This is a genomic window from Nocardioides sp. JS614 (assembly GCF_000015265.1).
Taxonomy (GTDB): domain Bacteria; phylum Actinomycetota; class Actinomycetes; order Propionibacteriales; family Nocardioidaceae; genus Nocardioides.
On sequence record NC_008697.1, the window covers coordinates 1 to 25,500 of the forward strand.

25 protein-coding genes are annotated in these 25,500 nt (G+C 69.5%); 2 read left to right on the top strand and 23 right to left on the bottom strand.

Going from position 1 to position 25,500, the window contains the following annotated elements:
* Nucleotides 1-124 precede the first annotated feature (124 nt).
* Complete coding sequence (locus tag NOCA_RS26220; RefSeq protein WP_140403937.1) at nucleotides 125-700, top strand: hypothetical protein; 576 nt, start codon at nucleotides 125-127, stop codon at nucleotides 698-700.
* A 45-nt stretch (nucleotides 701-745) separates the two neighbouring features.
* On the opposite strand, the gene NOCA_RS00010 is transcribed toward NOCA_RS26220, so the two are convergent.
* The 23 genes from NOCA_RS00010 to NOCA_RS00120 form a co-directional block, all read right to left on the bottom strand.
* Nucleotides 746-1,240, bottom strand: coding sequence for a hypothetical protein (locus NOCA_RS00010; protein WP_011751413.1), 495 nt, complete (start codon nucleotides 1,238-1,240; stop codon nucleotides 746-748).
* Nucleotides 1,241-1,294: 54 nt separating this feature from the next.
* Complete coding sequence (locus tag NOCA_RS00015) at nucleotides 1,295-2,041, bottom strand: hypothetical protein (RefSeq protein WP_011751414.1); 747 nt, start codon at nucleotides 2,039-2,041, stop codon at nucleotides 1,295-1,297.
* Nucleotides 2,042-2,056: 15 nt separating this feature from the next.
* Nucleotides 2,057-2,761, bottom strand: a complete 705-nt coding sequence (locus NOCA_RS00020) for a helix-turn-helix domain-containing protein (protein ID WP_011751415.1) — start codon at nucleotides 2,759-2,761, stop codon at nucleotides 2,057-2,059.
* A gap of 5 nt (nucleotides 2,762-2,766) precedes the next feature.
* Entirely contained in the window at nucleotides 2,767-3,453 is a 687-nt protein-coding gene (locus tag NOCA_RS00025) for a hypothetical protein (protein WP_011751416.1), read from the bottom strand.
* Between the two features lie 14 nt (nucleotides 3,454-3,467).
* Nucleotides 3,468-4,940: a type IV secretory system conjugative DNA transfer family protein gene (locus tag NOCA_RS00030; RefSeq protein ID WP_011751417.1), complete on the bottom strand. Its 1,473-nt coding sequence runs from the start codon at nucleotides 4,938-4,940 to the stop codon at nucleotides 3,468-3,470.
* A gap of 36 nt (nucleotides 4,941-4,976) precedes the next feature.
* A complete protein-coding gene (locus tag NOCA_RS26865; protein WP_140403938.1) occupies nucleotides 4,977-5,465 on the bottom strand; it encodes a hypothetical protein in 489 nt (162 codons plus the stop codon).
* The gene (locus tag NOCA_RS26870; protein WP_041545908.1) at nucleotides 5,462-6,043 is read right to left on the bottom strand and encodes an ATP-binding protein; all 582 of its coding nucleotides are present in this window, start codon (nucleotides 6,041-6,043) and stop codon (nucleotides 5,462-5,464) included. The genes NOCA_RS26865 and NOCA_RS26870 overlap by 4 nt, the downstream gene beginning before the upstream one ends.
* Before the next feature lie 92 nt (nucleotides 6,044-6,135).
* Nucleotides 6,136-8,802 carry an endonuclease/exonuclease/phosphatase family protein gene (locus NOCA_RS00045; protein WP_011751419.1) on the bottom strand — a complete coding sequence of 889 codons (2,667 nt, stop codon included), beginning with the start codon at nucleotides 8,800-8,802 and terminating at the stop codon, nucleotides 6,136-6,138.
* A gap of 74 nt (nucleotides 8,803-8,876) precedes the next feature.
* Nucleotides 8,877-10,412: an ATP-binding protein gene (locus NOCA_RS00050; protein ID WP_011751420.1), complete on the bottom strand. Its 1,536-nt coding sequence runs from the start codon at nucleotides 10,410-10,412 to the stop codon at nucleotides 8,877-8,879.
* Nucleotides 10,413-10,976: 564 nt separating this feature from the next.
* Nucleotides 10,977-11,384 (bottom strand): hypothetical protein, encoded by a 408-nt coding sequence (locus NOCA_RS26235; protein WP_011751422.1) that lies wholly within the window; start codon nucleotides 11,382-11,384, stop codon nucleotides 10,977-10,979.
* 201 nt (nucleotides 11,385-11,585) lie between these two features.
* On the bottom strand, nucleotides 11,586-13,151 hold the full coding sequence (locus tag NOCA_RS00060; RefSeq protein ID WP_011751423.1) for an SCO6880 family protein: 1,566 nt from the start codon (nucleotides 13,149-13,151) through the stop codon (nucleotides 11,586-11,588).
* Entirely contained in the window at nucleotides 13,148-14,524 is a 1,377-nt protein-coding gene (locus NOCA_RS00065; RefSeq protein WP_011751424.1) for a hypothetical protein, read from the bottom strand. The genes NOCA_RS00060 and NOCA_RS00065 overlap by 4 nt, the downstream gene beginning before the upstream one ends.
* Entirely contained in the window at nucleotides 14,521-15,339 is an 819-nt protein-coding gene (locus NOCA_RS00070) for a hypothetical protein (RefSeq protein ID WP_011751425.1), read from the bottom strand. Before NOCA_RS00070 ends, NOCA_RS00065 begins: the two co-directional genes overlap by 4 nt.
* Nucleotide 15,340: 1 nt before the next feature.
* The gene (locus NOCA_RS00075) at nucleotides 15,341-15,670 is read right to left on the bottom strand and encodes a hypothetical protein (protein ID WP_011751426.1); all 330 of its coding nucleotides are present in this window, start codon (nucleotides 15,668-15,670) and stop codon (nucleotides 15,341-15,343) included.
* 19 nt (nucleotides 15,671-15,689) lie between these two features.
* Complete coding sequence (locus NOCA_RS00080) at nucleotides 15,690-16,622, bottom strand: hypothetical protein (RefSeq protein WP_011751427.1); 933 nt, start codon at nucleotides 16,620-16,622, stop codon at nucleotides 15,690-15,692.
* Complete coding sequence (locus NOCA_RS00085; RefSeq protein ID WP_049774146.1) at nucleotides 16,619-16,867, bottom strand: hypothetical protein; 249 nt, start codon at nucleotides 16,865-16,867, stop codon at nucleotides 16,619-16,621. Before NOCA_RS00085 ends, NOCA_RS00080 begins: the two co-directional genes overlap by 4 nt.
* A 76-nt stretch (nucleotides 16,868-16,943) precedes the next feature.
* On the bottom strand, nucleotides 16,944-17,834 hold the full coding sequence (locus tag NOCA_RS00090) for a hypothetical protein (protein WP_011751429.1): 891 nt from the start codon (nucleotides 17,832-17,834) through the stop codon (nucleotides 16,944-16,946).
* A 319-nt stretch (nucleotides 17,835-18,153) separates the two neighbouring features.
* Nucleotides 18,154-21,483 (bottom strand): LysM peptidoglycan-binding domain-containing protein, encoded by a 3,330-nt coding sequence (locus NOCA_RS28375; RefSeq protein ID WP_274378253.1) that lies wholly within the window; start codon nucleotides 21,481-21,483, stop codon nucleotides 18,154-18,156.
* A complete protein-coding gene (locus tag NOCA_RS00100) occupies nucleotides 21,419-21,769 on the bottom strand; it encodes a pilus assembly protein TadG-related protein (RefSeq protein WP_158305601.1) in 351 nt (116 codons plus the stop codon). Before NOCA_RS00100 ends, NOCA_RS28375 begins: the two co-directional genes overlap by 65 nt.
* A 71-nt stretch (nucleotides 21,770-21,840) precedes the next feature.
* Nucleotides 21,841-22,557: a TadE/TadG family type IV pilus assembly protein gene (locus tag NOCA_RS00105; RefSeq protein ID WP_238383334.1), complete on the bottom strand. Its 717-nt coding sequence runs from the start codon at nucleotides 22,555-22,557 to the stop codon at nucleotides 21,841-21,843.
* Nucleotides 22,554-22,967 carry a TadE family protein gene (locus tag NOCA_RS00110; protein WP_011751433.1) on the bottom strand — a complete coding sequence of 138 codons (414 nt, stop codon included), beginning with the start codon at nucleotides 22,965-22,967 and terminating at the stop codon, nucleotides 22,554-22,556. The genes NOCA_RS00105 and NOCA_RS00110 overlap by 4 nt, the downstream gene beginning before the upstream one ends.
* Nucleotides 22,968-23,015: 48 nt before the next feature.
* Nucleotides 23,016-23,213 carry a hypothetical protein gene (locus NOCA_RS00115; RefSeq protein WP_011751434.1) on the bottom strand — a complete coding sequence of 66 codons (198 nt, stop codon included), beginning with the start codon at nucleotides 23,211-23,213 and terminating at the stop codon, nucleotides 23,016-23,018.
* 36 nt (nucleotides 23,214-23,249) lie between these two features.
* Entirely contained in the window at nucleotides 23,250-24,149 is a 900-nt protein-coding gene (locus NOCA_RS00120) for a hypothetical protein (protein ID WP_049774147.1), read from the bottom strand.
* A 220-nt stretch (nucleotides 24,150-24,369) separates the two neighbouring features.
* Here NOCA_RS00120 and NOCA_RS00125 point away from each other — a divergent pair, with 220 nt between their 5' ends.
* Nucleotides 24,370-25,497, top strand: coding sequence for a tyrosine-type recombinase/integrase (locus NOCA_RS00125; protein WP_011751436.1), 1,128 nt, complete (start codon nucleotides 24,370-24,372; stop codon nucleotides 25,495-25,497).
* Nucleotides 25,498-25,500 lie beyond the last annotated feature (3 nt).

Sequence of the window (25,500 nt, forward strand, 5' to 3'; positions counted from 1 at the left end):
ACGTCGGCTGACTCTGGGGATCTCCGCAACGTTCGCCGCGGGCGGCTCGTGAAACTTCGCTGCATCTCGACAGCTGCTGCCGACGGCGAGAGAGTGTCGGCGCGGCGTGGAACACTCGACCGACATGGAGATGGACCTCGATTCTCGGAACGCAGCGCTGGTCGTGGGAGACGAGCTACACGACTCCGTCGAGATCCCGGGCTACGAGGCCCACAGCACCTGGGGATACGACCCCAACACCAGGTCCTACTGGGCATCAGTGTGGCCCAACATGGGCGACCGAGACGCCCCTCCCACGGTCTCCGTTGGTTGGAGCGGCTCAGCTCTGCCGCGCCCCGACTGTGTTCTCGTCGAACTGTGCACCCAGCTCCGACACGATCCCCTGACCGTCGCGCGCGGCCTCGGCCTGATGCGACCGATCCATCCTCGAACGCCAGAACAACTGGCCACGCGCCACTTCGATGTGTTCGAGCCGGGCGTCGTCGACGGCTACACCCTCGTCGGCAGCTGGCTGGTCGGCGACGCGGACCGGTGCCCGGCAAGCGCCTGGCCTTGCTACCCCGGCTTCGTTCCCACCGCGGAGCATCTCTGGTCAGAGGTCCTGTACGTGACCGGACGCCTCTACTTGGGCGAGCGGACCAGTCTTCTGGCGTCGATCGACGAGGCTCTGGGCTACGCGGCCGGACTGGTCAGCGACTGACCGCTCGGTGGAAGGGTAGCCCTCGCCGGGGCCAGCATTCGTGAATCAGAACAGCGCCATCTGCGCCTCGTCGACCGAGGCCAGCGCGCGAGCGATCCGTTCATCATCCCAACCGTCGGCTACCGCGGCGCGCAGCGCGAGCGACCGGCGGTACATCGCCTCTCGGCCCAGCAGCCGACCCCGGTAGCCGCGCGAGTCACGGCGGCCGTGCTGGGCGATGCGTGTCAGGTTTGCGGCTTGGGTGGAACCTTCGAGGTGATCGAGCAGGGTGCCCTCGGCACGCACGCAGATGGGGTTGTCACACACGACGTGCTCGACCACGGGGGGAAGGTCGATCGACACGCCTTCGGCCAGAGCCCACGCCACTCGATGCGGCCTCAGCACCCTCTGGCGCCCGTCCCGGGCCACCCAAAAGCGCCCGTACCCGTCGTCACCGATCGCGGCCGTGCCGCCTCCGGCCCACAACCAACAATCGGTCTCCCGTGGGCCCTTCACGACGCGCGACCAGAACCGGTCGATCTCGTCCGCCGTGAGGTGCATGAGGTCAACGTAGACGCCGGCACCGACACTTTCAGTGCGGTCCTGGCCGAGGGCTCAGCGGCCGATGCTCGGATCAGTGCTCGGGAGGCTGAAGAGTCCTTCCTCCGGAGGCGCCGCCGTCGCCGGCGCCGGCGACGGCGCGGTGGCCGGGGCCCGGAGCGCGCCGGCCTGCATGGTCGCGGATTGGGTCGGCACGGCAGGTGCCGCTGGTTGCTGGTCGAGGAGCTCGAGGAGGTCCACAGGCTCGTCATCGACGGTCAGCGGGAGCGCGCGGGCGATCGCCGCCTTCTGGCGGTCCCACACCTCACGCAGTGCGACGAGGTGCTTGCCGTAGACCGCGTCCCACTCGGTCTCGGCAGCCTTGTGCTCTTCATCGGTGGCGTAGCGGCGCCGCCAGGGCCAGCCGCCGCGTTCATCGCTGAACTCGCTCCAAATGCGGTTCTCGTCGCGCTCGGTGCGCCGCAGTGTGTCCAGTTCGGTGCGCAACTCCTGCGGCAGGCGCGTGCCGTACGCCGCTGCCTCTGCCCACGTCACCTTCAACACGACCTTCGGCCGGATCCGGCGCCACGCCTGCGTTGCGTCGGCTGCACTGGCGTCGGCGGCCGCGCGCAATGCTGCGGAGAACTCGGAGTGATCTTCGAGCCAGACCGCCTTGCGGTTGTAGTTGATCCAGCAGCCGTCCTGCGGCGCCGAGCGGCCGCCTTCCAGCGTCCCACGCTCGCGGAGGCGATCGAGGAGAGCGTCGGCCGTCATCCCAGCGCCGAGCGACCCCAGCAGGTGCTGTTGCTCCCGGTTCAGCATTCCGCTCGTGCCTGCCTACCTGGCGGGTGCAGCTGAGACCGAGAGCCGCTGACCGTCTTCGTCGTGGTGGCGACGGGCGGTGTCGTCGCGGGCCTGGTCGAGCGCGGCTAGCTGGAGCGTCGTGCTGCGGCCACCGGCAGCGGTGGCGGGGTCCTCGGCGGGGATGCTGGTCGGGTCCGCGTAGTGGTCGTCGAGCTGGTCGACGATCCGGGCGCAGACCGCGTTGAGGCGAGGGTTGTTCGCGACCTTGTTCTGGGCGTACATGACGCTGGTGTGGTCTTTGCCGAAGTAGGTCGCGATTGCCGGCAGGGTCAGGCCGCCGCGGCGTGCCGCGGTCATGGCCACGGCACGGGCGTCGGTCACCGCCCGGTGGCGGTCGGCGCTGAGGACGGCGTCGCGGGTGGTGCCGAAGGACTGTGCGGCTGTGGCGATGGCGATCGCGCAGATGCCGTCGGGGCCGACGCCGGCTACCTCGCCGGTTGCGTTCTCGGCGGCGTTGACCTGGGTGGCCAGTGCGATCGCGAGCGACCGCAGCTGCTCGGCGTTCATCTGGTCGAGCGTGCGCTCGACGACGGACTGGTTCGCGTTGGCGACCAGCGCGGCGAACGCAGCCGCCTGCTTGGCGGTGAGTCCCCCGTCCGGCGCCGCGGCCTCGTCGGGCTGGGCCTGCTGGTCGTCGACGAGTCGAAGCCGCCTGCTGCTGTTGTCTGGAGTGGCCATCGCGGTTACCACCTTTCGTGAAGGTCGTCGTGGTCGGACTTGGTGTCGTTGGGCTTGCTGGCGACCGCTTCCAGCTCCGCGGCCCGGTCGACGTCGTCTCGGTAGCGCTGCTTGCGGCCGCGGCGCACCCGCGTGGAGGCGTGGCTCTCGTCGCGCTCGCGTCGGGGGCGGGGCTGGTGCTTGCTGGGCTGGCAGCCGTCGCCGAGCCGGTCACGCAGCCGCTCCAGGAACCCCGGCAGCCCGTAGCGGTGCCAGTCCTCCAGCGCGGCCGGGGTGACGGCGAAGCTGGTGTAGTAGCGGCTGCAGGCCAGCACCCCGAGGTCGTGCACCAGGTGAGGGTGCGCGGGCCAGCACTCGGGGATGCCGGGGCGGGTCACGTTCCACAGGTGCTGCTCGTTGACCCACATCGCGACCAGGTCCAGCCACGCCCAAAGTTCGGAGCGCATCAGCCCGGTGCACGTGGCCGGGTCCCACGGCCGCGGCATCTGCGCGAGCTCGCGCAGCGCCTCCTCATCAGCGGGAGGCTCGACCGTGGCCTGCTGCAGCTGCTCCATCGCCGTACGGATCGTCGGCCCGGGCTCGGGGAACGGGCGCACCATCAGCCCGACCAGCGGCATCATCCCGTTGCCGCTCGGTGCGGCGTTCCCGCCAGCTGCACGGGAGGCGACCTCGGAGGGGTGCATCGTCGTCATCGGCTGCTCCTCGTCTACTTCGGCATCCCGAGCCGCTGCCGGGTCCGGGACACCGGCTCGGTCGGCAACGTGGGCTCGACCGGCACCGGGTGGATGGGCTCCGCGGCGTCGCCGTGGCGCGCCGCGAGCCGGGCACGCTCCTGCGCGGCCAGCAGCTCCTTGCCGCGCTTGCCGTCGATGCAGCGGTGCAGGTTCGCGATGATCGGGTCGTACATCTCCGCCAGGACCAGGGCCTTGCGCTGCTCGATGCGGCGCAGCTCGGCCGGCTCGAGGATCGGCACCCGCCGCTGGTCGTAGGACCGGTCCATCACGCCGAACAGCTCGTGCCCGCGCGCGGAGTACCGGGTCTCGGTGTGGCTGGTGGACCCGATCAGGTCGGAGAGCTCCTGGTAGAAGCGGATGTCCTTGCCGCCGCCGAAGACCACCAGGTTGTTGGACAACCCGTAGATGGTGCGGGCCTCGTCCTCGCCGTAGCAGACCACGAACTGCCGCCAGGTCTGGGCAGCGAGGATGAAGGAGAGCCCCAGCGCACGCTCGTTGGCCATCCGGGTCGACAGCGTCGGGATCGGCGCGGTCGACGGCAGCTCGTCGAGACAGGCGAGGAAGGGCGGGCACAGCCGCCCGTGCGGGGAGGTCTCCCCCAGCCGCTTGGCCGTGTCCAGGATCTGCTCGGTGACAGCAGTCATCAGCGGAGACGCGCTCGCGTACGGGTCGTCGCGGCCCAGCAGATAGATCGTGCCGCCCGCCCGGATCAGAGCCTCGAGATCGGTCGCCGGCCGAGTCGCGGACGGGACGCAGCGTTCCCGGATCGAGCGCTGGAAGAACAGCGCCATGGACTGCTGCACGGTGGTGATCGTGTTGCCGGCGGTCCGCTCGTCGCCGTACAGGGCGCCGCGCAGCAAACCGTCCCACAGGGGCTCCGCGGCCCGGTGGGTACGCAGGATCTCCTCGGCCTGCGGGTACTCGCGCGGGCTGGAGACCCACATCAGCACCTCCTCCAGCCCGACGCCGGCGATCGCCGCGGCGTGGAAGTAGGCCTGCAGGACCTTCGCGCACTCCCCGGCGTAGAACCGGGCAGCCTGGTCGGAGGACTGAGAGGTGGCGCCCTTGATGGTGCCGTTCGCGAACGCCTTCGCCCGCCGCTCGGCGAGCATCGCGTCCTCACACCCCTTGATCGGGTCCCACACCAGCTCCGGCGTGCCGGGGGCGGCGTTGAACGGATCGAGAACCGCGACCGGGCGGCCATCGCGCTGTCGAGCCTCCAGGGTGAGGAACAGGTCCTCGGGCTTGGTCAGGGTCACCAGCGCACCCCCGGGCGCGTCCAGCAGAGCGGGCACCAGCAGGTCCAGGGTCTTGCCCGAACCCTGGGGGCCGATCACGCAAGTCGTCCTGTCGAAGGGCACCCACAATTCGGGGCCGCTGCGGCCGGCCTGGCCGAGCCGCCAGCCCACCTCCTGCGGCTTCACGTGCTTGAGAGCTGTGGTCATGGTTGGGGCTTCCTCTCCGCTGTCTGTGAGTCCCGGCTACTTGCTGGCGTCCGCGGTCCGTCGCCCGGCACGGGCGTACAGGTCTGGCCGGATCACCGCGGCGCTCGTGCGCAGCCGCGGCACCCCGAGTGCCTCCGCGGCCTGCGTCGGGGTGGCCAGGCCGTGCCGGGAGCCGGTGCCGGTGATGTCGCGCATCCACATGCCAACCACCACGGCAGCACCGAGAACCAGCACCTCGCCGAGGAGCGTGAGCACCCACATCACCGCATCCGACGGCAGCGCATCAGCGACCCCGCGAGCCAGGCCCGCACCGAAGTGGCCGTGCAGCAGCCCGCCGTAGGCATCCAGGAGGTGCCCGTTCGGCAACGCGAACACCCCCGCGGTCGCCCAGCCGACGAGCGCCTGGACGACCAGCGGCGTGACCAGGACGAAGAAGACCCCGGCAAGGAGCACCGCCACCGTGAACTCGCCCGCCGTCGGGGCGACGTTGGTGAACCGGGCGCGCCGGGAACGCTCCATGCTCATCGCGCCACCGCCCATGCAACGGCCGGTGCCTGCCAGCGATGACACGGGAAGTCCATCGGCCCCCGCTGATCCGGGATGACCGCGACAGTGCCGATCGGCCAGTCCAGGCGCCCCTGCCCGTCCAGTACTGCGGCCTCGGCAGGGTCGGCGTGATCGGGTCGGACCAGGCCCAGGCAGTCGAGTTCGTTGTCGAGTAGCGCGCGGCCGGCCAGGCTGTCGCCGTGAGAGGTCAGGATCGTTCGCGCCCTTCCCAGCGGCAGAAAGGAGATACGGCTGTCGTCGAGCAGGTCGATGTCGTCGACCACGACCAGACAGGCTCCCGGACGGCAGTCGCGGCCGACCGGGTTCTGCAGCTGGTCGGGGTCCTCGGGCTCGCAGCGCAGGTCTGCCCATTCGCTGGGTGCTTGGGCGTACACGTGGGCATGCCGCCGGGTGTTCGCCAGCCACCACCGGGTGAGGTAGCGCGCGGTGGTGGTCTTGCCTCGGCCGACGTCGCCGACCAGCAGCAGCGGCCGGGCGCTACTGGTGTCGAACCCGGCGGCCTGGCCGTCGACTGTGGTGCCGATACGTACGTCCATGCTTGGAAAGGCAACCCGGAACGGCGCCGATCGGACACACCAGCGCGACCGATTTTCGACTTCCGCTGCGATCGCCCGTCTTCCGTCGCGGCTTACGCGGCCGCGGCCGGCATCGCGCCGAGGTCGAACGCCTGCTTGGGCAGGGCCCAGGTGACCGAGCCACCGGGTGTGTGGACGTCGGCGAACCCGACGCAGCCGTAGACGCCGTTCGCGCTACAGCCGTAGTCGTTGCCGAAGATCTTGCCGCCGCCCACGTAGATCGCCACGTGGCCGACGCCGTTGCCGGTGTTGTAGGAGACCACGGCGCCCACGGGCGGGAGCGGGTCGAGGCCTGTGCCGTGGGACTGGGCCAGTCCGGCGTTGATGATGCCTTGGGCGACGTCCTGCCCGTTTCCGTAGCCCCGGCCGACGCCAGGGCCGCCGTAGAGCGCGTCGACGACCTTGGGGCACTGGTTGTCGTAGGTGCAGGGAGCACCGCTGGTCCACGACAGCCCGCAGAGGCCGTTGGGGGTGTTCATCATGGCGTCGAGGCGGGCCTTGAGTGCGGCCGAGAGCTCACCGGCGACCTGGATTGGCGACGCGGTGCAGCCGGTGTTGCCGACGTTCGCGGTGCCTCCGCCGGTTGCGCCGACCGCCTGGCGGGCGACGTCGAGGAACTGGTGGTAGTCGGTCTTCTCGAACGGGATCCAGTCGGCGAACTTGGCCTCGCCTGACCCGGGTCGAGCAGAGTAGAGCGCGAAGGTGTAGCGGGCATTGAGGAGCGGGTCGAAGATGTCGGCCTGCGTGTTCCAGCCGGGCACCTTGCCCTTGTGCTGCGCGGAGATCTGCCACAACCCGAAGTGGCTCCCGTTGGTGGCCTTCGGATCCCAGGTCGACTCCACACGGGCGATGGCCACCGCGGTGACCAGGTCCTCCCCACGGAAGCCGGCCTGGTAGGCGGCCGAGGCCGCAACCTTGGCGGCGTCGAGGTTGCCGGTCGCAGCGACGGGCTGGTGCAGTGTGCCGAGGTTCCCGAAGGTCGGGCACGGCGGGCAGCCGGCCGGCCTTGTTGCGCCGGGCTGGGTGCCGGTGGGCGCGTTCGTGCCGGGACCGGCACCGTTCATGGCCATGCGTGTTAACAACGCGGGGTGATCGGAGTGGACGGCGGCCTTGCTGATCTCCCAGGTCTTGGTGACATTCACGGGGGCGGCGTAGAAGTTGTAGATGACGCCGGAGTCTTTGGTGTAGAGGTAGCCGGCCGCCTCCATCCGTGGCGCGGCCGCGTTGGGCCCGTCGTTGGGGTGGGAGTTCATGTCGCCGCCCACCAGCACCGGCCCGTACGGGGCCAGCACGCCGACCAGGTCGGTCAGGTAGTCCATGCCGAGGCCGTACTGCTCGGCGCGGCTCATCGGCGGGTTCCCCCACTGGCCGGGGAACCGATAGACGTTCGTCATGTGGTGAACCGCGATGATCGAGACGACGGCGCCGTCGGAGCGCTGGAAGATGCCCCAGGCGGCAAACCGGTCCCACAGCTTGTTCTCGCCCTTGAACACGGTGTGGTCGTCGTCGACGATCTTGACGCGGCCACCGTCGAGCATCGTCCAGGTGTCGGAGCGCCACATGATCGCGCTGCCCATGGCCTGCCCCGCATCCTCACCGGCCGGCGGCTCCTCGCGATAGGCGTCGTAGCCGGGGACGGTCGAACGCATCTGGGACAACGGGATGCCCTCGACCTCGTTGAGCGTGATGAAGTCTGGCGACGGGCCGGCGAGCGCGCGGACACCAGGGTTGAAGCCGGCATCGGTCTTGATGTTCGCGTTCGCGACCAGGACCTGACCTGTCACCGGCCCACCGGGCGTGGCCGTGATCCCCGTGGGCATCACACCCAGGCCGGTGCTGGCATCTGTTCGACCCGACTCTGATCCGGTCAACTGTGCGGTGGTGTGGACGAACGGGTGGTCGGTGTAGCTGTGCGCCTTGTCGTTGGTGCTCTGGTCGACGACGGTGCCGGAGAAGCTGACACCGGGGCTGCCCATGATCCAGTCGATCTGCTTGTCGCTGGGGTTGGCGGCCGACCAGCCCTGACCGGCAACCGACAGGAACAGCCGCTGGAACCGGGCCTTGTCGTTCATGTCCCCGGTCAGGAACAGCGGCGTGCTCGGCTCGGCGGCTTGCAGCTTCCCCAATGCCTCGGCCTCGGCGCGGACGGCGGCATCGCGCATCGCGTCCGTGCCGCCGACGGCGTTGGCGGGGTTGTGGGTGTTGAGCACCCAGATCGACCCGAGCCCCGCCGTGGAGGTGAACCGCACCAGCGGGACCTGGATCATCGGGCCGCCGTACCTGATCGACACGTAGCGGACTTCATCCAGCTTCCAGGCGGAGGGCTGGTAGGCGATCGCGTCCGCGGTGGATCGGTGCCCTCGGCGCTTGCCGGCCACGATCTCCCAGGCCCCGTCAGTGGCCTCGAGGAAGGCCTGGGCCTGCGGAGGCTCGAACTCCTGGAACCCGATGATCGAGGCCCCGGACGCGCCGATCTTGGTCACCATGTTCGGCACCCGCTCGCCGTAGGGCCGCTCGCCGGGATGGGGGTTCTTCTCGTAGTGCGAAGCGCCGCGCCAGTTCAGCGTTCCGATCCCGAACGAACCGCCCGCGCTTGAGTTGACCGTGGTCGCGCACGCCGCGCGGACCGCCTCGATGTTCGCGCTCCCCATGCCCAGCATGAGCAGCATCAGCGGTGCGATCAGCAGCAGCGGCAGGCCGAGGAGGATGCCCTTCTTCACGACTTACTGCCTCCTCAGACAGGCGCCGAAGGGGTCCAAGTTCGACGCGAAACCGTCAGAAATCCGGCGAACATTCACGCCGCCGGGTCGATCGCGTCGTTGGTGTACGTGAGCCGCCTTTCGAGAGGCGTGAGCAGCGTCTGGACCTTGTACCGCTGGTCGCCGACCATCCACAGGGCGCGGCCCTTCTCCTGCATCGCCCAGTTGGTGATCACGCTCTGCTGCATGTCCGAGAGGCCCATCAGGCGGCCGAGTTCGTCGGCGACCGACTCGTCCTGGCCCATCAGGATTCGGACGTCGGAGAGGTTGAGCAGGTCCTTGGCGATCTGGGCGGCCTGGCTGCCCTCGTCGCCGGCCGAGAGCGGGTCGGACGGCTTGTGGTAGGTCACCAGCTGGATGTCGCCTTCGGTGCGGGAGAGCCGCAGGTTGGCGTCCAGCGCCATGACCGCGTCCAGCGACAGGCGGGTCTGCAGCCAGGCCTCGTCGCGGAGCACGATCCGCCGATCGCCCGCCTGAGCGGTCTCCCGCATGCCCTGACCCCAGGAGTTGAGGCACATCAGAGCGATGCCCACGGCGACCTTGTTGCCGGTCTCGTGGAGCGAGCGCAGCGACAGCGTCTGGATCGGTGCACGCCAGTCGGGGTGGAAGGTCGACTCGGTGTCGAACATGCCCTGCAGCGAGCCCTCGCACAGGGCACCCAGAGCGTCGCGCAGCGGCCGGGTGCCGTCGTAGAAGGCCTGCTCGGAGGAGTAGCGGCAGTCCGAGACCAGTTCCTTGGTGGGCGAGTCCAGTGCGGCCCACACCTTGGGGATGGTGACCGGCTTGAGCTGGGAGGCACCGACAGACCAGCCGGTCAGGTGCCGCAGCACCTTGTTGATGACCCGCTCCTCGGTCGGGGTGAAGGTCACGCCTTGGGAGCCGATCAGGCCCCGGATCAGGAACAGCCAACGGTTGAAGATCACGTTCGCGCGGCGGTGCTGCTCTTCGCGGGTCTGCTTATCCCAGTCAACGCCGAGCGGCCCGAGGTCGAGCGGGTTGATCCGGCCCGCGAGACCGGGTCCGATGCGGAACGGGTCGACGCCGAGGAACCGGGCGAGGTCCTCGTACTCGTCCTTGACGTCGCCGAGCACCAGGGACCGGTAGCCGTAGCGGATCATGCGGAGCATGAACGCCTTGACCGTGGCGGACTTCCCGCGGCCCGGTTTGCCGAAGATGAAGATGTTGGGGTTGGTGACCGGGATCGAGTCGTCGAGCACCCAGCCCATCGGGTCGCAGTAGAACTTGCCGCCCGAGAGCACGTCGTAGCCCATCTCGGCCCCCCACGGCGGGAGCCCGTCACCGGAGATCAGCGGCCACAGGACCGGGGTCTCCTCCGAGGTCATCTGGTAGCCGGCCAGCGGCGGCATCGTCGGCGCCCATCCATGCCCCATCCGGCGCACGCCGTTGGCCTTGACTGAACCGGGGAACAGCTTCTCCGCCGGGGGCTCCGCGACCGGAGCCGCCTTGCGGGGCATCGTGGTCCCGAAGTCCGAGAGCAGGTCGTCGATCGTCCGCGACGCCGGCCGTGCGTTCTTCGCCCCGCCGCGCGCGCGGGTCTTGGTCGCCGCCACCCTCACCACTCCCCCGTCGTCACGCGCGGCGAGCTCGAGAACGCGTGCTTGACCGTGAGCGGGTCGATCGCCTTTCCGGCGGACCCGACATGTCGAGCGGCTCGCACCCGGCGACTTCGTCCAGCACCTCGAACCCACGACCAGCGTCGAGGACGACCACCGGCCGCCGCCTTCGCCGCATCGCATCGACGTAGAGCCACCGCGCCAGGGCAGCCTTCGCGCCCCGTCCCGGTCGGCCGTAGCTCATACCGCGGCCAAGTTGGCCCAGCACCGTCATCTGCGGGCTCTTGATCAGAGCCCGGCCTGCCAGGTGGGGTCGTTGCCACCAGACCGGCGGGACTGAGGTGGGGACGTGGAGCGTGGTCGCCATCTCGTGCAGGCGACCAACCAGCGGCGTCCGTTCGCTCCGGCCCGAGCGGTTCCTCGGTCGCGTCGACATCACAGGTGTCTCCTTCGGCAGGGCGGATTGGTGCTTCATGCCTGGAGAAGCAACAGCACGGCCGCCAGATCGGACATCTGGCGGCCGGGATCTTTGAAGCCGGTGCGGGTTACCGGCCGAACTGTTCAGCAGGACAGCACGTAGTCGAAGCGGTACTTGAAGACGACGACCCGGGTGCCCTTGTAGTGCGTCCTGCTGACACCGGACAGGTGGTGGTCCCCGACAGTGCACTCGGAGGCCGCGAGGTGCTTGTTGAGCCGCCACTGGCGGTCCTTCATCGCGCGGTAGGTCTTCTTGGACCAGCCCTTCCGGACCTTGCAGCCCCGGTACTTCAGGACCATCCCGTCGCGGCTGTAGGGGTGCTCCCAGAGGTTGTCGAACACGACCATGCGACACCCCATGTCCTCGACCGGGGTTGCTGCGGCGGCCGGCGAACCACCACTCACGATGGTCACAGCCGCACACAGGAGCGCGACGATGGTGAGGCGGGCGGCCGGTCGCGCTCGGGCGAGCCTTGCAGAACTGGTGCTCATGGTGTGTCTTCCTTTCGTCGCCGCCCGGCACGGGGACGGGCGGACTGGTTCAGGACGGGCGACAGGTTGTCTGCGGGAGAGAACTGCGTGGTGACGCCCCAGGTCTTCCGTCATGCCTGGAGAAGCAACAGCCCGGCCGCCGGATCGGACATCTGGCGGCCGGGCTGTCTCAGGCCGGGCCGGGTCTGCGCGCTTCTCGGGTTAGCGGCGCTTCTTCGGCAGGCCTGCCCCCAGCGGGATCGCAGACACGGCGAAGGCCGCGTCGTGTGCCCCGTCCAGAGGGAGCGGGGTGAAGCCGCTGATGCGGATCGAGGCGTCGAGACGACGGCCGAAGTCCTGAACGTTCCACCCGGCCGGAACCGTGACCGAGATCGCCGAGGACACCTTGACCAGCGAGCGACCCATCTCGAGCTTCTCGTCGCGGTCGTGCAGCTTGCCGACCGACTGGCGGTCCTTGGCCCGCTCAACCTTGCCGGCCTTCTCACGCAGCGTGCCGGCCATCACCGCCGACATCTGTGCCCGTCCGGTGGCCCGGTCCGCGGACTGCTGCGAGACGGGCCGGTAGAACACCGTCAGCGCGCGCCGCTCGCCCGGCTGGGACGGCACCAGCACCCGCGCCAGCGCACCCATCCGGGCACCCTTGCGTGGCAGCAGGATCGTGGAGGAGATGGACTCCCACTCCCCGTGCCTGTAGGACCGCAGTGCGGTCGACGCATTGGTCGGACCCGCGGCCGCGACCGGGATACCGGCCGCGATCGACGGGTCTTCGCGGTGGTGGATCGCGGCGTCCGCGAGCGCCGGCGCATCGCCGGGCTCGAACCCGGTTCGGATCGCCACGGCGAGCTCGGAGCTGTCGAGCCAGTTCACCCGCGTGCAGCCGATCGAGCCGGTCAGCCGGGCCTCCACCTCGGCCAGCACCGAGTACAGGATGCGCGCGCGACCCGTCACGCCTCGCCCTGCGCGCTTGGCGTCCTTGTTGATGACGTCCTCACGAACCACCACGGTCACGAACGCCTCGCGGCGCACGGCCGCGCCGGCGGTCATCGACTCCAGCTGGGTGTTGACCCGGGCCGAGACCTCGGGCTCGTCGGGGCGCGCGTTGTGACGTACCCACTCGTCGCGCTCGGTGCCGTCGTCGGGGATGGTGCGGACCTGAACCACGATCAGGTCGATCTGGTTGCCGGCGGTCGCGGCCTCCATCATCTCGGTGAGGCCGGCGCCCATGCGGAACCGGTCTGCGTCGTCGCTCATCCCGATGCCGGGGTGGACGACCCGCGCGGTGGCTGCCCACGTGCGGGTTGCGTGGTTCTGGATGATCGCCGGGCGTGCGGTCTGCCCGGTCATCGGCGGGCCGTCGTGGATCTGGATGCTGGACAGGATGCCGGGCAGGTCCGCCTCGCCCGCGTCGCCGTCGTCCTCATCGTCGTCTGCGTCGCCGTCGTCCTCATCGTCGTCTGCGTCGCCGAGGTCGAGGTCGCCGGCGGCGGCCTTGGACTGGAACCGGGACCAGCCAAACGCTGCCCCGGCCAGGTGCCGGAACAGGACGCCGATCCACTGGAAGGCCGAGTGGCCTCGGATCGGTAGGCAGATCAGTAGCGCAACTACGCCCCACATCGGGACGAGGCCGAGCAGTGCGAGCCACTGCCCGATGGCGATCGCCATCCAGGTCGGGAACCCGGCGGCCAGCACCATGAAGAACTGGGGGCCGGTGAGCCCGAAGAGCCAGGCCTGCCGGTCTCGGGTTGCGGATGCTCCGTAGACACTCATGCGATGAACGCTCCGTCCTCAACTGCGGCCTGGGCCTCGGGGGGAATGTCGTTGGCGACGCCGTCGCCGTTGGTGTCGTTGAACGGCTTCAGCTTCTGCCCCTGCTGCCCCTGCCGCTTCTGCTTGGGGGTGTGGTCGGTCGGGTAATAGCCCTGGTTGCCGATGCCGGACTGGCCGAGCACGTCGACGCTCATCGAGGCACCGGCCTGGGCGACCTTCCCGGTCTTCTCCATGGCACCGCCGACGAACCCGCCGACCTTGCCGCCGAACTTCTTGAACCCCGAGGACTGGAACCGGTTCGCGGTCTCAGCCTCAGCACCGTTCTCCGAGGTCGTGCGCCCGTCCGAGGCGGTCTCGCTGGCAGCACTAGAGCCGGACGCCTGGGCGCCGGCGCCCTTGCCCTTCAACAGCCCGGCGACGCCGCCGTTGGCGTCCATCGTCGACCGGAACGAGGCACCCGAAGCGGTGCCGGGATCGACGAAGGCCAGCAGCCGGAACAACACCAGCGGCATGAAGCAGGCCACCAGCATGATGATCGACCCGACCACGGACATGCCGATGTTCTCCGAGGTCGAGGAGAAGTGCAGCACCTTCTCAGCGGGGCTCTGCTCCTCACCGTCGGGCATGCCGGCCCAGGCGAACTGCGTGCCCATGCCCACCACCAGCGCCAGCAGCGGCTCTATCAGCACGCAGGCCAGGAACCAGCGGATCGACTTCCACATCCACGACTTCGTGCCCTCCGACAGCGCTCCCGCCGCCGCCATGGGCATGGTGGCCACCAGGATCAGCAGCGCCGCCGAGCGCACCATCATGATCACCATGTGACCGAAGGACGCCGGGATCAGGATGAACAGCGCACAGATGCCGAGCGTGGCTGCCTGTGTCGTGCCCGAGACGCGGTCAACGAACCCGTCGCCGGCCGCGTAGCCGGAGAAGCTGTCGACACCGAGCAGCGTGTCCAAGATGCCCTTGGTGAGCCCGGAGGCGGCGGCGATGAACCCAGCGCTCACGGTGACCCAGCAGGACAAGACGACGCCGTACTGGACCACTCCGGCCGCCAGGGTGCCGAACCCACGGCCGTCCTGCCGGATGACCGCGAGGCCGATCTGGCCGAACGCCATCACCAGGGCGATCACCAGGGCGATCCACAAGGTGATCGAGTACAACTTGGCCAGGTCGGGGTCGGCGACGTTGGGGGTGAAGTTGTCGATCAGTCCGAAGGCGGTCTTGAGCAGCCACAATGCGCCCGACCAGATCGACATCATCATCGACGTGAAACCGTCGGCCAGGCCCTCCTTGGCCTTGTCCCCAAGCCAGTGCAAGGGGTTGAGATTGATCATGGGGACGATGCCCGCAACGGTCTGCGTGCTCATGACTGCGGCACCTCCAGCCACTGGTAGCCGGCGTCGAAGGATGCCTGGGAGCCGGGCCACAGCGACGGTGCGGGTGCCGGCTCCTCGCCCTCGCCGATCACCCACCGACCGTCCTGCCACACCATGCGCTGGCAGTCGGCGGCAGCGACCTGCTGCGGCTGGCCCGACGCGGTGGTGGCGGTGATGATGAAGTCGATGCACGGAATGACGAAGTCGTCACCGACCGTGCCCTTGATGAATCCCATCTTCGGCTCTGCGCCGATCGTGATCGTGTTCTGAGCCTCCGATGACATTCCGGCCGACTCCAGGAGTGCGGCCAAGCCCTGCACACCCGACCAGCTCTCGGCTGTCGGACCGCCGGGCGCGGCCCACGCAGTGATGACCTCCTGGGCCACTCGAACCGACGCCGAGGTCAACGCGGTCGTGTCGATCGCGGCCAGCTGAGCCAGGGCACCCTCCGGCGTGTGCGGGAACCCGGTCGCAACACCGACCTCCCCCACCCCCATTGGTGCCGGAATCTCGATCGTGCCGGTCTCGCCCGACGACAAGCTTCCGGGCTGTGCGGCCTCCAAGGGCGCGTCGGGCAGTTGCTTGTCGGCGAGCTGGTCCTGGGCGGACTGTGCCGAATCGGACCCGGTTCCGTCGCCGGACGAGGAGCCGGTGAGCATGCTGACCACCGACCACACGCCGCCCGCCGCCAGGGCGAGTACGACGACAGCCACGGCCCCCAGCAGGATCTGGAGCCGGCGGCGGGTCCATTCGGTGTCGGGGTCAACCAGCTTTGCCTGGTAGACGTGTCGGCTCCGGTCGAACATGTCAGCAGCCGTTCCCGACGATGCCGTTGAGGATGGCGTAGATGCACACGAACGCGATCGCGCCGATCACGGTCCAGAACAGCCCCGAGGCGCCGATCTGCGCGGCCCGGCCCATCTGTCCGAACTTCCCCACGATCAGCGCCCCCGACGAGGCGAAGCCGGCGCCGATGATGATGGCGATCACGCCGTACTTGACCCAACCGAGGATGTCGTTGACGTACGGCTTGACTCCGGTCGGGGCCTGAGCGCACACGTTGCCGACGCCTTCGGCCTTGATGTTTCCCGCGGCCGCGAACTGGGTGGCGACCTCCGAGATGGTCTCGATGATCATTTCTTCTCCTTCTTTCCTTTCACGTCCGGTTCGCCGTCAGCGGGCCGGTGATGGTGGTGATCCGCTCCAGCAGGTGCTGGGAGGGACTTGTGAGCTGCTTGGGCAGCGGGTCGGGGCCGAGACCCGGGAGGGCCTTGGCGGGCAGCAGCGGCGCGAACAGAACGGCGTCCTGCTGTCGAGCTGTGCGCAGCAGCCGGCCTGCGGGGGCGAACTCGCGGTCGCTCCAGCGGGCCGCGCCCACCACGACGACCACGACCCCGTCGCGGGCGAGCTGGTCCTCGAGGTCCGCCAGCGCCGCCTCGGTCTGGCTCAGCGCCAGTCCATGCGGCCGGGTCACCAGGACCTCCGCGCGTGCCGGCGTCGTGGCGACCCAGGAACCCGCCCCGGAGGCGGCGAGCTCACGCATCGACCAGCCGGCGTCCAGAACCGTCAGGTGCACGCCATTCACCGACCGCGGGCTGGGCACCTCCCCGGGGACCCATACCGGCTCCTCGACGCGGTCGATCAGCACGCCGTCGCCGCGGCGGCCGCGGCGCCATCCCTCGGCCGCGCCCAGCTCGGTGACCGTGGCGCCCAGCAGTCCCGACCACGCCGGAGCGGCCGCATCAAGCACACGGGTGCGGATACCGGCGGCGTCTGCGACATCGGCCAGGGCGAGGGCGATCGTCGAGGCACCGGCGCCGGCGTTGGCGGCACGCACCCGCACCAGCGGCCCGGCCCCCGTCGACACCGTCGACGTGGCGCCCGGGCTCGGCGTGTCGCCGGTGCCACGGGGGGCACGGTCACGCTCGGTCGCGGCGGTCGCCTCGCGGGGCGCCCGCAGGTCCTGGTCCTCGGCCGTCTCCGGTGTCGAGGGTCGCGTGGCCGTGGTGGAGAACTTGCCGGCCGCCAGTGCGGCGGCCGCGGCCCGCAGCTCACGGGTGGAGTACCGGGTCGCGGTGCTGGTGCTCATCGGGTCGCCTCGATCCGGGCTGCCCGGAGCCGCAGCGCTTCGCGGAGAACGGGTGCGGGGGTATTGCGGAGCACTTCGCGTGCCTCCGCGGCCTCCTCGGCGTTGGCGCGCAGGCGCGCGATCATCCGCTCGATGTCGGACAGCGCGTGGTCGACGCTTTGGTCGGCCACCACGTCCAGCAGCTGCGCGACGACCTCGGGGGTCGGCTCGGAGACTGTGGCTGCGGTGTGTGCCTGCTCGCTCATGTTTGGAGAAGCAACCGCGCCCTGTCCGGATCGGACAGGGCGCGGCAAAGTTCTTCGAGGATGCTGACCGAGGTGCTCAGGCGATGGCGGCCAGGTACTTCGGTGCGGCGTCGCGCAGCCGCGCGGCGGTGCGGTCGCGGCGACGTCGGATCGTCCGCATGGCGACGCCGTGGCGCTGGCCAACGACCCGCTGGGCCTCCTCGCGGGCCATGCCGTCGTTCTCCGCGGCGAGGAGCTCGATGAGCAGGTCGATCTCGTCGGTGTCGATCACGCCGACCTCGCGTGCCCAGGTGAGCAGGTCGGCCAGGTCGTCGACCGGGTCCTGGACGTCGGGGACCGCGAGGATCAGGTCGCGGTCCTGGTCGGCGCGGCCCGCGCCGTCGGTATGGCTGCCGAGCACCAGCGAGTTGTTCACCTCGGTCCTCGCCTCCAGGGAAGTCGTGTCGACCCGGGAGACCATGCCGGCGGCCGGGCGGCTGAGACGCTGCCGGGTCCGCCGCAGCAGGTAGGTGGCCGCGTGGCAGCCCACCTGCGGCTCAGCTCCCTTGACCTCCTCCCACACCGTGGCGTTGACGTCGTCGATCTCGCACACGTCGGTCAGGGTCATCGCTACCCGGTTCACGCCGTCCTCGAGCAGCACCGCCACGGCCAGCGCGGCGTCGTCGTCATCGCCTCCGCGGCGGGACCCGAGGGCGGTCAGGCCGGCCACGACCTGGTAGCAGCGCTCGTCGCGTCGACGCCATCCTTCTCGTGCCTCGTCGAGGCTGGCGAACTCGGTTAGCCGGGGCTCGACCTGCTGCCACTCGCCCCACTTCCCGGAGCGCTCCAGGCTGCTGATGACCGCGGTGGCCAGGGCGCTTTGGGCCTTGCGCCGGTGGTGCTGGCGGTCGCTCCAGGACAGACGCGGGGTCGGGATCTGGGATGCGGCGCCGATGGTGACTTCGTGGGCGGGGTGACTGGCCGACATGGCGGTCCTCCGAGAGAGGCGATCAGGACGCGCCTACTGCAGAACCGACCCCTCACCACCTCGCTCACCACAGCGCTCACCACACCCCCGGACCAGCCCGGTGACCGCTCACCGCACCCGCTCACCAAACGCAAAACCGCAGGTCAGAGCCGGTGAGGCCGCTCACCAGATCCCTCCGAGAAAAAGTCAAAAAAGTTCGTCCGAACGGTTGCGGACACCCCTTGGACGACCCCAAAAACGGGCTTCGGCCCTGTCCCACCATCCAGGTGAGACAGGGCCGAAGCCGTCCTCGAGAGCCCCGTTCGGAGCCAGCCGTGGGCTAGCCGGTGGCACCCCACTCGCGCTGCTCCACGATGGCCTCCGAGCGCGGCGGGAGGTCCTCGTCGAACTGCTCGAGGACCTGCTCGCGGACCAGTTGACCGGCGGCCTCGCGACCGGATTCCGCCTCGGTGGCCGCGGCCAGATCCAGCCATGCGATGTCGCCGTGGGGGTTTGCCCTCCGGGCCGCGTCACAGGCCAGCCGGACCAGATCGGTGCGGCCCTCGGTGACGGCCCGCGTCGCCAGAGTGTGGGCCGCGTCATGGATCGCGCCAGCCAAGATGACGTCGGGCCGCTGCAGCCCCTCCTTAAAGACCCACTTGAACCGGCTCTCGGTGATCCCCTCGAACGGCGTGCTGGTGACCAGCGACAGCGCGGTCACCAAGTCCTCCTCGCACCCGTTGTCGCCTCGCCGCTGTGCCCGGTGCTTCAGCCGGATGAACAGGTCGGCGTCGCTCAGCACCCCGCCGCTGTCCCTCACCAGTTCGTAGGTCGGGCTGTGGCCTCGGCGGGCACTGGCGCTCATGCTCGCGTCGGGGAGCCAGTCGCTGCCGTCGGGCCGGGTTCCCAGCAGGAAGCGGGCGTTGGTGGCGCGATTCTGAACCGTCTTCTGGGTCTGCCACCCGCATGCTGCGGCGGCACGCTCCCCGGTGACTCCGCGGTCCTGCCAGGCCAGGTAGGCGATGAAGGAGACAGTTCCGCCAGCGTTGTCGATCGCCGCGGGGTCGCCGCCGTTGAGTGCGGTGACCGAGACCGGACCGAGCAGGTTCACCTTGGGACGCGGCGAGGACTCGTCGAACCAGTCAGCGACGTCTTGGTCCAGCGTCGGGTCGAGCGCCGCGATCTCGGCGCGGACCTCCACGGGAACACTCGGCGCGGCCGCGGCGAGGTCTTCGGCGGTCGTTGCCGCGGTGGCCAGGTAGACCTCGTCGGCATCGGGCAGCATCGAGGAGCGGTCGTTGCCCTCAGTGTGCCGCGGCTCTGTGTACTCCTCACGCAGCGACCCGTCAGCACGGGCGTACTTGCCCAGCGGACCATCGTCGGACTGCATGGCCGGCACCGGCTCGTCCTCGAGGCTGCGGGTGGCCGCCAACAGGTCCGCCATCGGCGCCACGTGCTCCGGCTTCAAGGTCAGTGCCTTGACACTGATCCCCCACACCGGCAGGAACGCCATCCCATCGCCGGACAGCTCGACCGCCGGCGACTCCTCATCCCCGTGCACCACCACCACCCGGGAGCGGTCCCGGTCCTCGATGTCACTGACGAACTCGCCCTCGGGACGGGATGCAAGCACAACCACCACCGGGCTGGTCGTGTCCAGCAACAGCCCGTCGCGGCGTCGCGTCAGCACGTCAGCGTCGAGGTTGTGCTCGCCCTCACCCATCTCGCCGGTCAGCACGGCAGCCCGGGCCAGCGCGTCGCTGCGATTGACCTGCCGGAGCCGCGCCGGGTTGAGTCGGATCGCTTCGGCGGCGAACTGGTCGGCCAGCAGAACCTCGCAGCCATTGGCCCAGTCGTTGACGGCGAGCTCGGCCACCATGAAGCGGGCCATGTCGGCGACCTGCTCCGGCTCACCTCCGATGCCGCACACGCCCAGGGTCTCCAGGTCCAGGTACCAGGTGCGGCCGCTCTCGTCGAGGCCGATGCTCACCAGCGCCGGGTACGGGGCCGGCTGGTTCTCGAGGTCCTCCTCGAGGAAGGTCCAGCGCGGCAGCATCCAGGCCTGGGCGTCATCGGTCGCGGTCCAGCCCTCCGGCACCTGCCCGGGGGCGGGCTGGGTGAACAGGAGAGTCAGGTCCTCATCGCCGAGCACGGCGGCACCCAGCTGGGGAAGCCGGTCGCCGGCCACCTTGCACGACGCCGCGACGTGCCGCAGTGCCCGGTCGAGGAACTCCGCGTCCTTCTGTGCCTCTGAGCCGTGCTCGAGGATCGCCTGTTCCACCTCGAGCAGCTCGTCGGGAGTCGAGGCGATCGTCCGACCGATCGGGCGCTGACGGAACTGCCGACGACGGTTGGCGATCACCAGTCCCAGCGCTCCCGCCGAGAGACACAGGGCCGTGGCCAGCAGGGCCCGCAGGCCCGTGATCCCGCCCTCGTCGCTGGCCTCGTCGGCTTCGGTCGAGGCCTGCTGCTCCGTGCTGTCCGGGGCCCCCTGCGCCGATCGCTGCGACGGTGCGGTCGGGGCGGCCGGCTCGGCGGGCGTCTGCTGCTGCTCCTGTCCCTCCGCGTCGTCGGCTCCCGTGGAGCGGTCGTCCCCCGTGTCGTCCGCCTGCTCGTCCTGGCCGCCGGTGGACGTGCCGGGCTCGTCGCGCTGACCGGGCCCTCGCTGGTGCGGCCGGTCGGTGCCCGTGTCCGGGTCGACGGCACCAGTACCCGGCAGTACGAGAACCTGGCCGGGGTAGATCAGGTCGGGGTCGCTGCCGATGACGTCCTTGTTTGCCTCGTAGAGCGCCTGCCAGTTGTCGGGGTCGCCAGTGGTCTCCTTGGTGATCCCGGTCAGCGTTTCACCCGGCGCGACGACGTGCTCGGTCGCGGAGGTCTGGTCGCCGGGCAGGCCGGTCGCACCGGCGGGCAGCAGCAGTTCCCAGCCAGGCTCGATGCTGCGCGGGTTGTTGAAGGTGCGTCCGTCGACCATGACCCGGCCATGGTTCAGGTCCGCGATTTCCTGCCAACGGAACCCGTCTCCTAGGTGCTTCTCGGCCAGGCCCCACAGGGTGTCGCCCTTGTCGGTGACGATCCTCGGGCGGTCGGCCCGATGGGTGGTGTCCGGGACGGCCTGTGCCGGCGATACGGCGGGACTTGTCTCCGGGTTCGCGGCCGGAGTCTGGTGTGCGACATGGGTGACAGGCCGCAGCGGTGCGGCCGGTGCAGCCTCCGCGGTGGCTGCGTGCGACCCGAGCAGTGCCGTCGAGGTGACTCCGACCGCGAGCACTGTGTGGACCAGTATCCGGATGAACCTCTGCTGACCACCGACCGCGATCGGCAGCCTCGAGGCCCCCTCGGTCTCGTGACGCAGGGCCGGCGGGATCTCCCACAGGGTGCACACCAGCAGCTGCCCCCACACGAACCAGCCCAACAGCGAGACGATCCCGAGCACGGCCGAGTTGCTCATGAGCGACAGCTCGTTCAACCCGCCGTCAGGCCACGGGTTGCCCACAGCCGCGAGCAGCAGGGCAGGGAACCCGACGAGGAGGCCCAACAGCAGTGCGAGGGCTCCGAGTCGCTTGACCAATCCCAGCATGGCGTTTCTTCTCTCTCCTGGGAACCTAGTTCGGGCCCGTGATGGACGTTGCGGTGCCGGTCTCGTCGACCGGGAAGCTTGTGAAGCCAAGGACGTTGAGGAACGCGTTGTCCGACTTACCGGTCACCCTGACGGTGACGTCGAGGCCGTCGATGTTCACACTGCCGCTCCAGCCGGCCTGCTGCAGGATCTGGTTGGCGCGGGCGGTCGCGGTCGCCTGGTTGATTCCTTCGGTGCCGTCACGGACGCCGCGCATCTCATCGGCGGCCGCACGAGCGGCCTGCTCCGCGGCGCGGTGGGCCGCGATCCGCTGATTCATGGCGTTGCCGCCGTCATAGACCAGGCCAAGCAGCACCAGGAACACCCCCGCGGCCATGAGGATCGTCCACGTAGAGACCACACCCCGCTCGTCGCGCCGGGTCCGCAGTCGTCGGATCAGCCGCGAAATCATGGCAGCCTCCGGTACTGCTCGATGGGGACCACGGCCGTGCTGGTGAAGTCCTTGGCGCCAGGCAGGCCGAACCCGACGACGTCGCTCAGGTTCGCGTGGCAGGTGACCTCGACCCTCACGTGGCCCGAGGTGCGGAAGTCGGTTCCCGCGAACGACACTGTCAGATGGGTGCAGGCCTTGCCCCGATCTGCCAGCGAGTCGGCAGCCGCGTCGCGGCCTGCGATCTGTCCGGCCTCGAAGTTCGATTCCAGGGATGCTGCCCGCGCGGCCGCGTATGCAGCGTCATCAACCTGGCTGTTCGAGTCGACGATCCGGCCGCCGCCGACGACGACGGTGATGAAGCCGACCAGCACGGTGGTCATCGCCAGTAGCTCGACGGCGGCGTAGCCGCGCTCGTCGCGGGGTACGCGAAGACGCTCTCGCCAGGAACGGCCGTGGCGCGGGTAGCGGTGGCGGGAGGAACGGAGCGACTGGACCACGACCCACGGCGAGGCAAGGTTCCTGTCACGTCCGACTCGCCATGACCCATCTGTCTGGCGGGTGACTCTCCCCCCGCCGATCTTCAGCGGCTCGTCGTCGGGCGTCAGCTTCTGAAGGGCGGCCATCAGGTCCGGATGCTGGGCTGCGAGCGCTTCATCGCCTCCGGGGCCGTTGTGGCTGAAGGAGTCGATGGCGTCTCGCCAGTCTGCTGTCGTGGTCGGCGGCCGCGTCATTCTGCGAACCTCTCCCGTGGCACTGTGGCAGTGGCCGAGACCCGCTTGGTGAAGCCGGGCAAGAGAGTCATCACCTCGCCGGAGACGGTGACGGTGACCTCGGTCGCCCCCACGTTGATCTTGACGCTGGTGTTGGACAGGTCGCTGCCGGAGTCGGCCAGGTACTCGTTGGCGGTCTGCCTGCCTGCGTCCTCGGTGCCTTCCCAGGAGGCCGCGTCGACCGCTGCCTCACGGGCCGCGGCGTGCACGATCCGGTCGTTGTACAGCTGCACCGACCACTGCACCAGCATCAGGAAGATCAGCATCACCAGCGGCATGATGACCACGAACTCCGGGGCCGCGATGCCGCGCTCGTCGCGGCGGCGCAGCCCGCGGCCCTGCACGGGCCGGCGGGGGTTCGGGATGGTCATGGCTGGCTTCTCGTCCTCGGTATCCAGGGGCAGGTTGGCTCGCCGGCCCTACTGGCCGTTGAGCTCGTTGCCCTTGTTAGTGACGAACGTGCGGACCGCGAGGATCGCCAGCCCAGCGATCACCAGAATGCCGAGCAGCAGCACCAGGTACTCCGGCGCCGAGGCTCCGCGCTCGTCGCGGCGGGCGACCTCCCAGCGGGAGCGCCAGTACTCCATCGCCATCTTCAGGTGGGTGAACTCGTTCATGAGGTGGTTCCTTTCTTCAAGCAATCGACGTTGGAATTAGGCGGAGAACAGGAACAGGACGCGGGCGAGGATCACGTAGGCGGCGGCCACGAGGGCCATCACCATCAGGTTGTTGCGCATCGCGTCGGTGGACTTGTTCGCACGGGCGTGGGCATCGGCCAGTCGGGCATCGCGCATCGACTGCGCGCGGGCGATGAGGGTGTTGCGGATGCTGGTGCCCTCGTCCTGCGCAAGGTTCAGCGAGGCCCGCAGGTCGAGCAGCTCCACGACGCCGAATCGCTCACCGACCTCGCCCAGCGCCTCCCACGGCGTCATGCCGTTGGGTCGGGCGTTGTCGATCGCGTCGTAGATGGTGTGGAAGGCCCAGCCGGTGCCGATCTGCGCCACGGTGGGCAGCGCGTCGGCGTGGCTGCGGCCGCCCTCCATCGACATCACGACCAGGTCGAGGAAGTCCGAGAGCGCGTCGCACAGTTCCTCGCGGCGCTTGCCGGCGGTCTCCCGCAGCTGGCGGACCTCGCCGAGCACCGCGACCACGGCACTCACGAGCCCCAGGGCGGGAGCGACGAGGATCGGGATACCCAGTCCGGCGGCGTTGCCGAGCAGCACCAGCGCGACCGGGCCGAGAAGGCCGATGAGGAACCACACCAGGAGCTTGGCCAGCCACTCCTCCATCGGCTGACCCGTGACGGCGAGGTCGCGCTCGTAGGTCTGCATGTCGTCGGGGCGGCGGGTGCGCAGCTGCTCGGCGAACCACTCCGCGGCCCTCTTCGACCAGGTCTGGTCCTCAGGTGCGATGTCGAGACGGGCACGGCGACCGGCCCGGGCGCGTGCCCGTTCCCACCGAGCCGCCTGGTCGGCCAGCGGCGGTGCGGAGGGGAACGCCAGCCGGTGGAGCCGCAGCAGTCCGAGGCCCGCCACCGCGGAGATGATCAGCATCGGAATCACCAGGCCACCTCCCGGCCCGTGGCCTGTGCCAGGGCGTCTGCCCCTACTTCAGTTCCATCCAGTTCGTTTCTCGACGGTTTGTCCTCGCGGGGCTGTGACCTGCGGTGTTGAGAGCTTTGGGCGACATCGACGAACTGCGACGGAGTTTCAGGATTCATGACAACACTGCTAGGTTCACGACAGTTCATTCCGACTCCTGAAGCGGTGGCTCGTGACTCTTACGGTGGTCCGGTCGCTGGACTCCGCGCGCAGCCTGCGTGGCAGCGTCGACGTCGAGGAGTTCGAGCAGGAGCTGATCGACCAGTACTCGCTCGCGCTCGGCGCGGTGGGGATCAACGACAAGACCGCTGCGGCGGATCGTTCGGTGGTCTTCGAGTTCGCGCACTTCCTGGGTCGGCCGTTGTGGACCGCGCAGGTCGAGGACGCCGACCGGTACCTGCGGACGGCACGGCGAGAGCGCGGTCTGGCGAGGTCGACGGTGGCGGGCAAGGCCGCGTCGTTGGCGAAGTTCTACGAGTTCGTCATCGTGCGTTACCAAGGCGACATCCACGCCCTGTTCGACCAGGTCATGGTCCAGCCGATCGATGAGTTCAACCGGCCGCGAGCGATTGCGGCCGCCACCTCGGGCAGGATCCCGCCACGGGCCGACGAGGTGCGTGACCTCTTCGAAGGCTGGCGCGACTCCCTGCCCGAGGCACGCAAGTACCTGCCGGCTGCCCGGGACTACCTCGCGGCCTCGCTGTGGCGACGGATCGGGCTGCGGATCAACGAGACTGTGATGCTCGACGTCGGCGACTGGCATCCCGAGCTCGGCACCCACGGCAAGCTGCATGTGCGCCATGGCAAGGGCAGCCGCGGTCGTGGCGCGAAGGTCCGCATCGTACCGGCCATCGACGAGGTCGATGCGTTGCTGGAGTGGTGGCTGACCGACGTGCGACCACAGTTCGGCGACGACTACGAGGACCCCAACGCTCCGCTTCTTCCCAGCGAACGACGCGATCCGATGACGGGACATTGCACGCGCATCGGTGCCGAGGCGCTGCGCACCGGTATGGGCGAGGCCGTCGGCCGGTGGCTGCCCGGGTGGACGGGCCGGCTGTCGCCGCATGTGCTGCGGCACTACTGTGCCTCGCATCTGTATGAGCAGGGCATGACGCTCAAGGCGATCCAGGAGCTTTTGGGCCACGGCTGGTTGTCGACCACGACGCAGTACATCCACGTCCGCTCCACCCACATCGAGACGTCCTGGGCAGTCGCCACCGAGCGGACCCTGGCACGCCTTGGCAGCACGGTCAGCACAACGAGCGAGCGACCGACGAGCGAGAAGGAGGAGGTTTGAGTC

Excerpts from the sequence above, each read along its gene's own strand:
- NOCA_RS00120 (WP_049774147.1), bottom strand. The coding sequence starts at position 24,149 with ATGCTGATCATCTCCGCGGTGGCGGGCCTCGGACTGCTGCGGCTCCAC.
- NOCA_RS26865 (WP_140403938.1), bottom strand. The coding sequence starts at position 5,465 with ATGAGCATGGAGCGTTCCCGGCGCGCCCGGTTCACCAACGTCGCCCCG.
- NOCA_RS00030 (WP_011751417.1), bottom strand. The coding sequence starts at position 4,940 with ATGACCACAGCTCTCAAGCACGTGAAGCCGCAGGAGGTGGGCTGGCGG.
- NOCA_RS00010 (WP_011751413.1), bottom strand. The coding sequence starts at position 1,240 with ATGCACCTCACGGCGGACGAGATCGACCGGTTCTGGTCGCGCGTCGTG.
- NOCA_RS26220 (WP_140403937.1), top strand. The coding sequence starts at position 125 with ATGGAGATGGACCTCGATTCTCGGAACGCAGCGCTGGTCGTGGGAGAC.
- NOCA_RS00100 (WP_158305601.1), bottom strand. The coding sequence starts at position 21,769 with ATGGCCGCGGGGGTGTTCCTGGTGCTGCTTGGCCTGGTCTATGACGGC.
- NOCA_RS00020 (WP_011751415.1), bottom strand. The coding sequence starts at position 2,761 with ATGGCCACTCCAGACAACAGCAGCAGGCGGCTTCGACTCGTCGACGAC.
- NOCA_RS00065 (WP_011751424.1), bottom strand. The coding sequence starts at position 14,524 with ATGAGCACGCAGACCGTTGCGGGCATCGTCCCCATGATCAATCTCAAC.
- NOCA_RS00075 (WP_011751426.1), bottom strand. The coding sequence starts at position 15,670 with ATGATCATCGAGACCATCTCGGAGGTCGCCACCCAGTTCGCGGCCGCG.
- NOCA_RS00105 (WP_238383334.1), bottom strand. The coding sequence starts at position 22,557 with ATGACGCGGCCGCCGACCACGACAGCAGACTGGCGAGACGCCATCGAC.
- NOCA_RS26235 (WP_011751422.1), bottom strand. The coding sequence starts at position 11,384 with ATGAGCACCAGTTCTGCAAGGCTCGCCCGAGCGCGACCGGCCGCCCGC.
- NOCA_RS00015 (WP_011751414.1), bottom strand. The coding sequence starts at position 2,041 with ATGCTGAACCGGGAGCAACAGCACCTGCTGGGGTCGCTCGGCGCTGGG.
- NOCA_RS26870 (WP_041545908.1), bottom strand. The coding sequence starts at position 6,043 with ATGGACGTACGTATCGGCACCACAGTCGACGGCCAGGCCGCCGGGTTC.
- NOCA_RS00085 (WP_049774146.1), bottom strand. The coding sequence starts at position 16,867 with ATGAGCGAGCAGGCACACACCGCAGCCACAGTCTCCGAGCCGACCCCC.
- NOCA_RS00090 (WP_011751429.1), bottom strand. The coding sequence starts at position 17,834 with ATGTCGGCCAGTCACCCCGCCCACGAAGTCACCATCGGCGCCGCATCC.
- NOCA_RS00070 (WP_011751425.1), bottom strand. The coding sequence starts at position 15,339 with ATGTTCGACCGGAGCCGACACGTCTACCAGGCAAAGCTGGTTGACCCC.
- NOCA_RS00060 (WP_011751423.1), bottom strand. The coding sequence starts at position 13,151 with ATGAGTGTCTACGGAGCATCCGCAACCCGAGACCGGCAGGCCTGGCTC.
- NOCA_RS00115 (WP_011751434.1), bottom strand. The coding sequence starts at position 23,213 with ATGAACGAGTTCACCCACCTGAAGATGGCGATGGAGTACTGGCGCTCC.
- NOCA_RS00110 (WP_011751433.1), bottom strand. The coding sequence starts at position 22,967 with ATGACCATCCCGAACCCCCGCCGGCCCGTGCAGGGCCGCGGGCTGCGC.
- NOCA_RS00025 (WP_011751416.1), bottom strand. The coding sequence starts at position 3,453 with ATGACGACGATGCACCCCTCCGAGGTCGCCTCCCGTGCAGCTGGCGGG.
- NOCA_RS00080 (WP_011751427.1), bottom strand. The coding sequence starts at position 16,622 with ATGAGCACCAGCACCGCGACCCGGTACTCCACCCGTGAGCTGCGGGCC.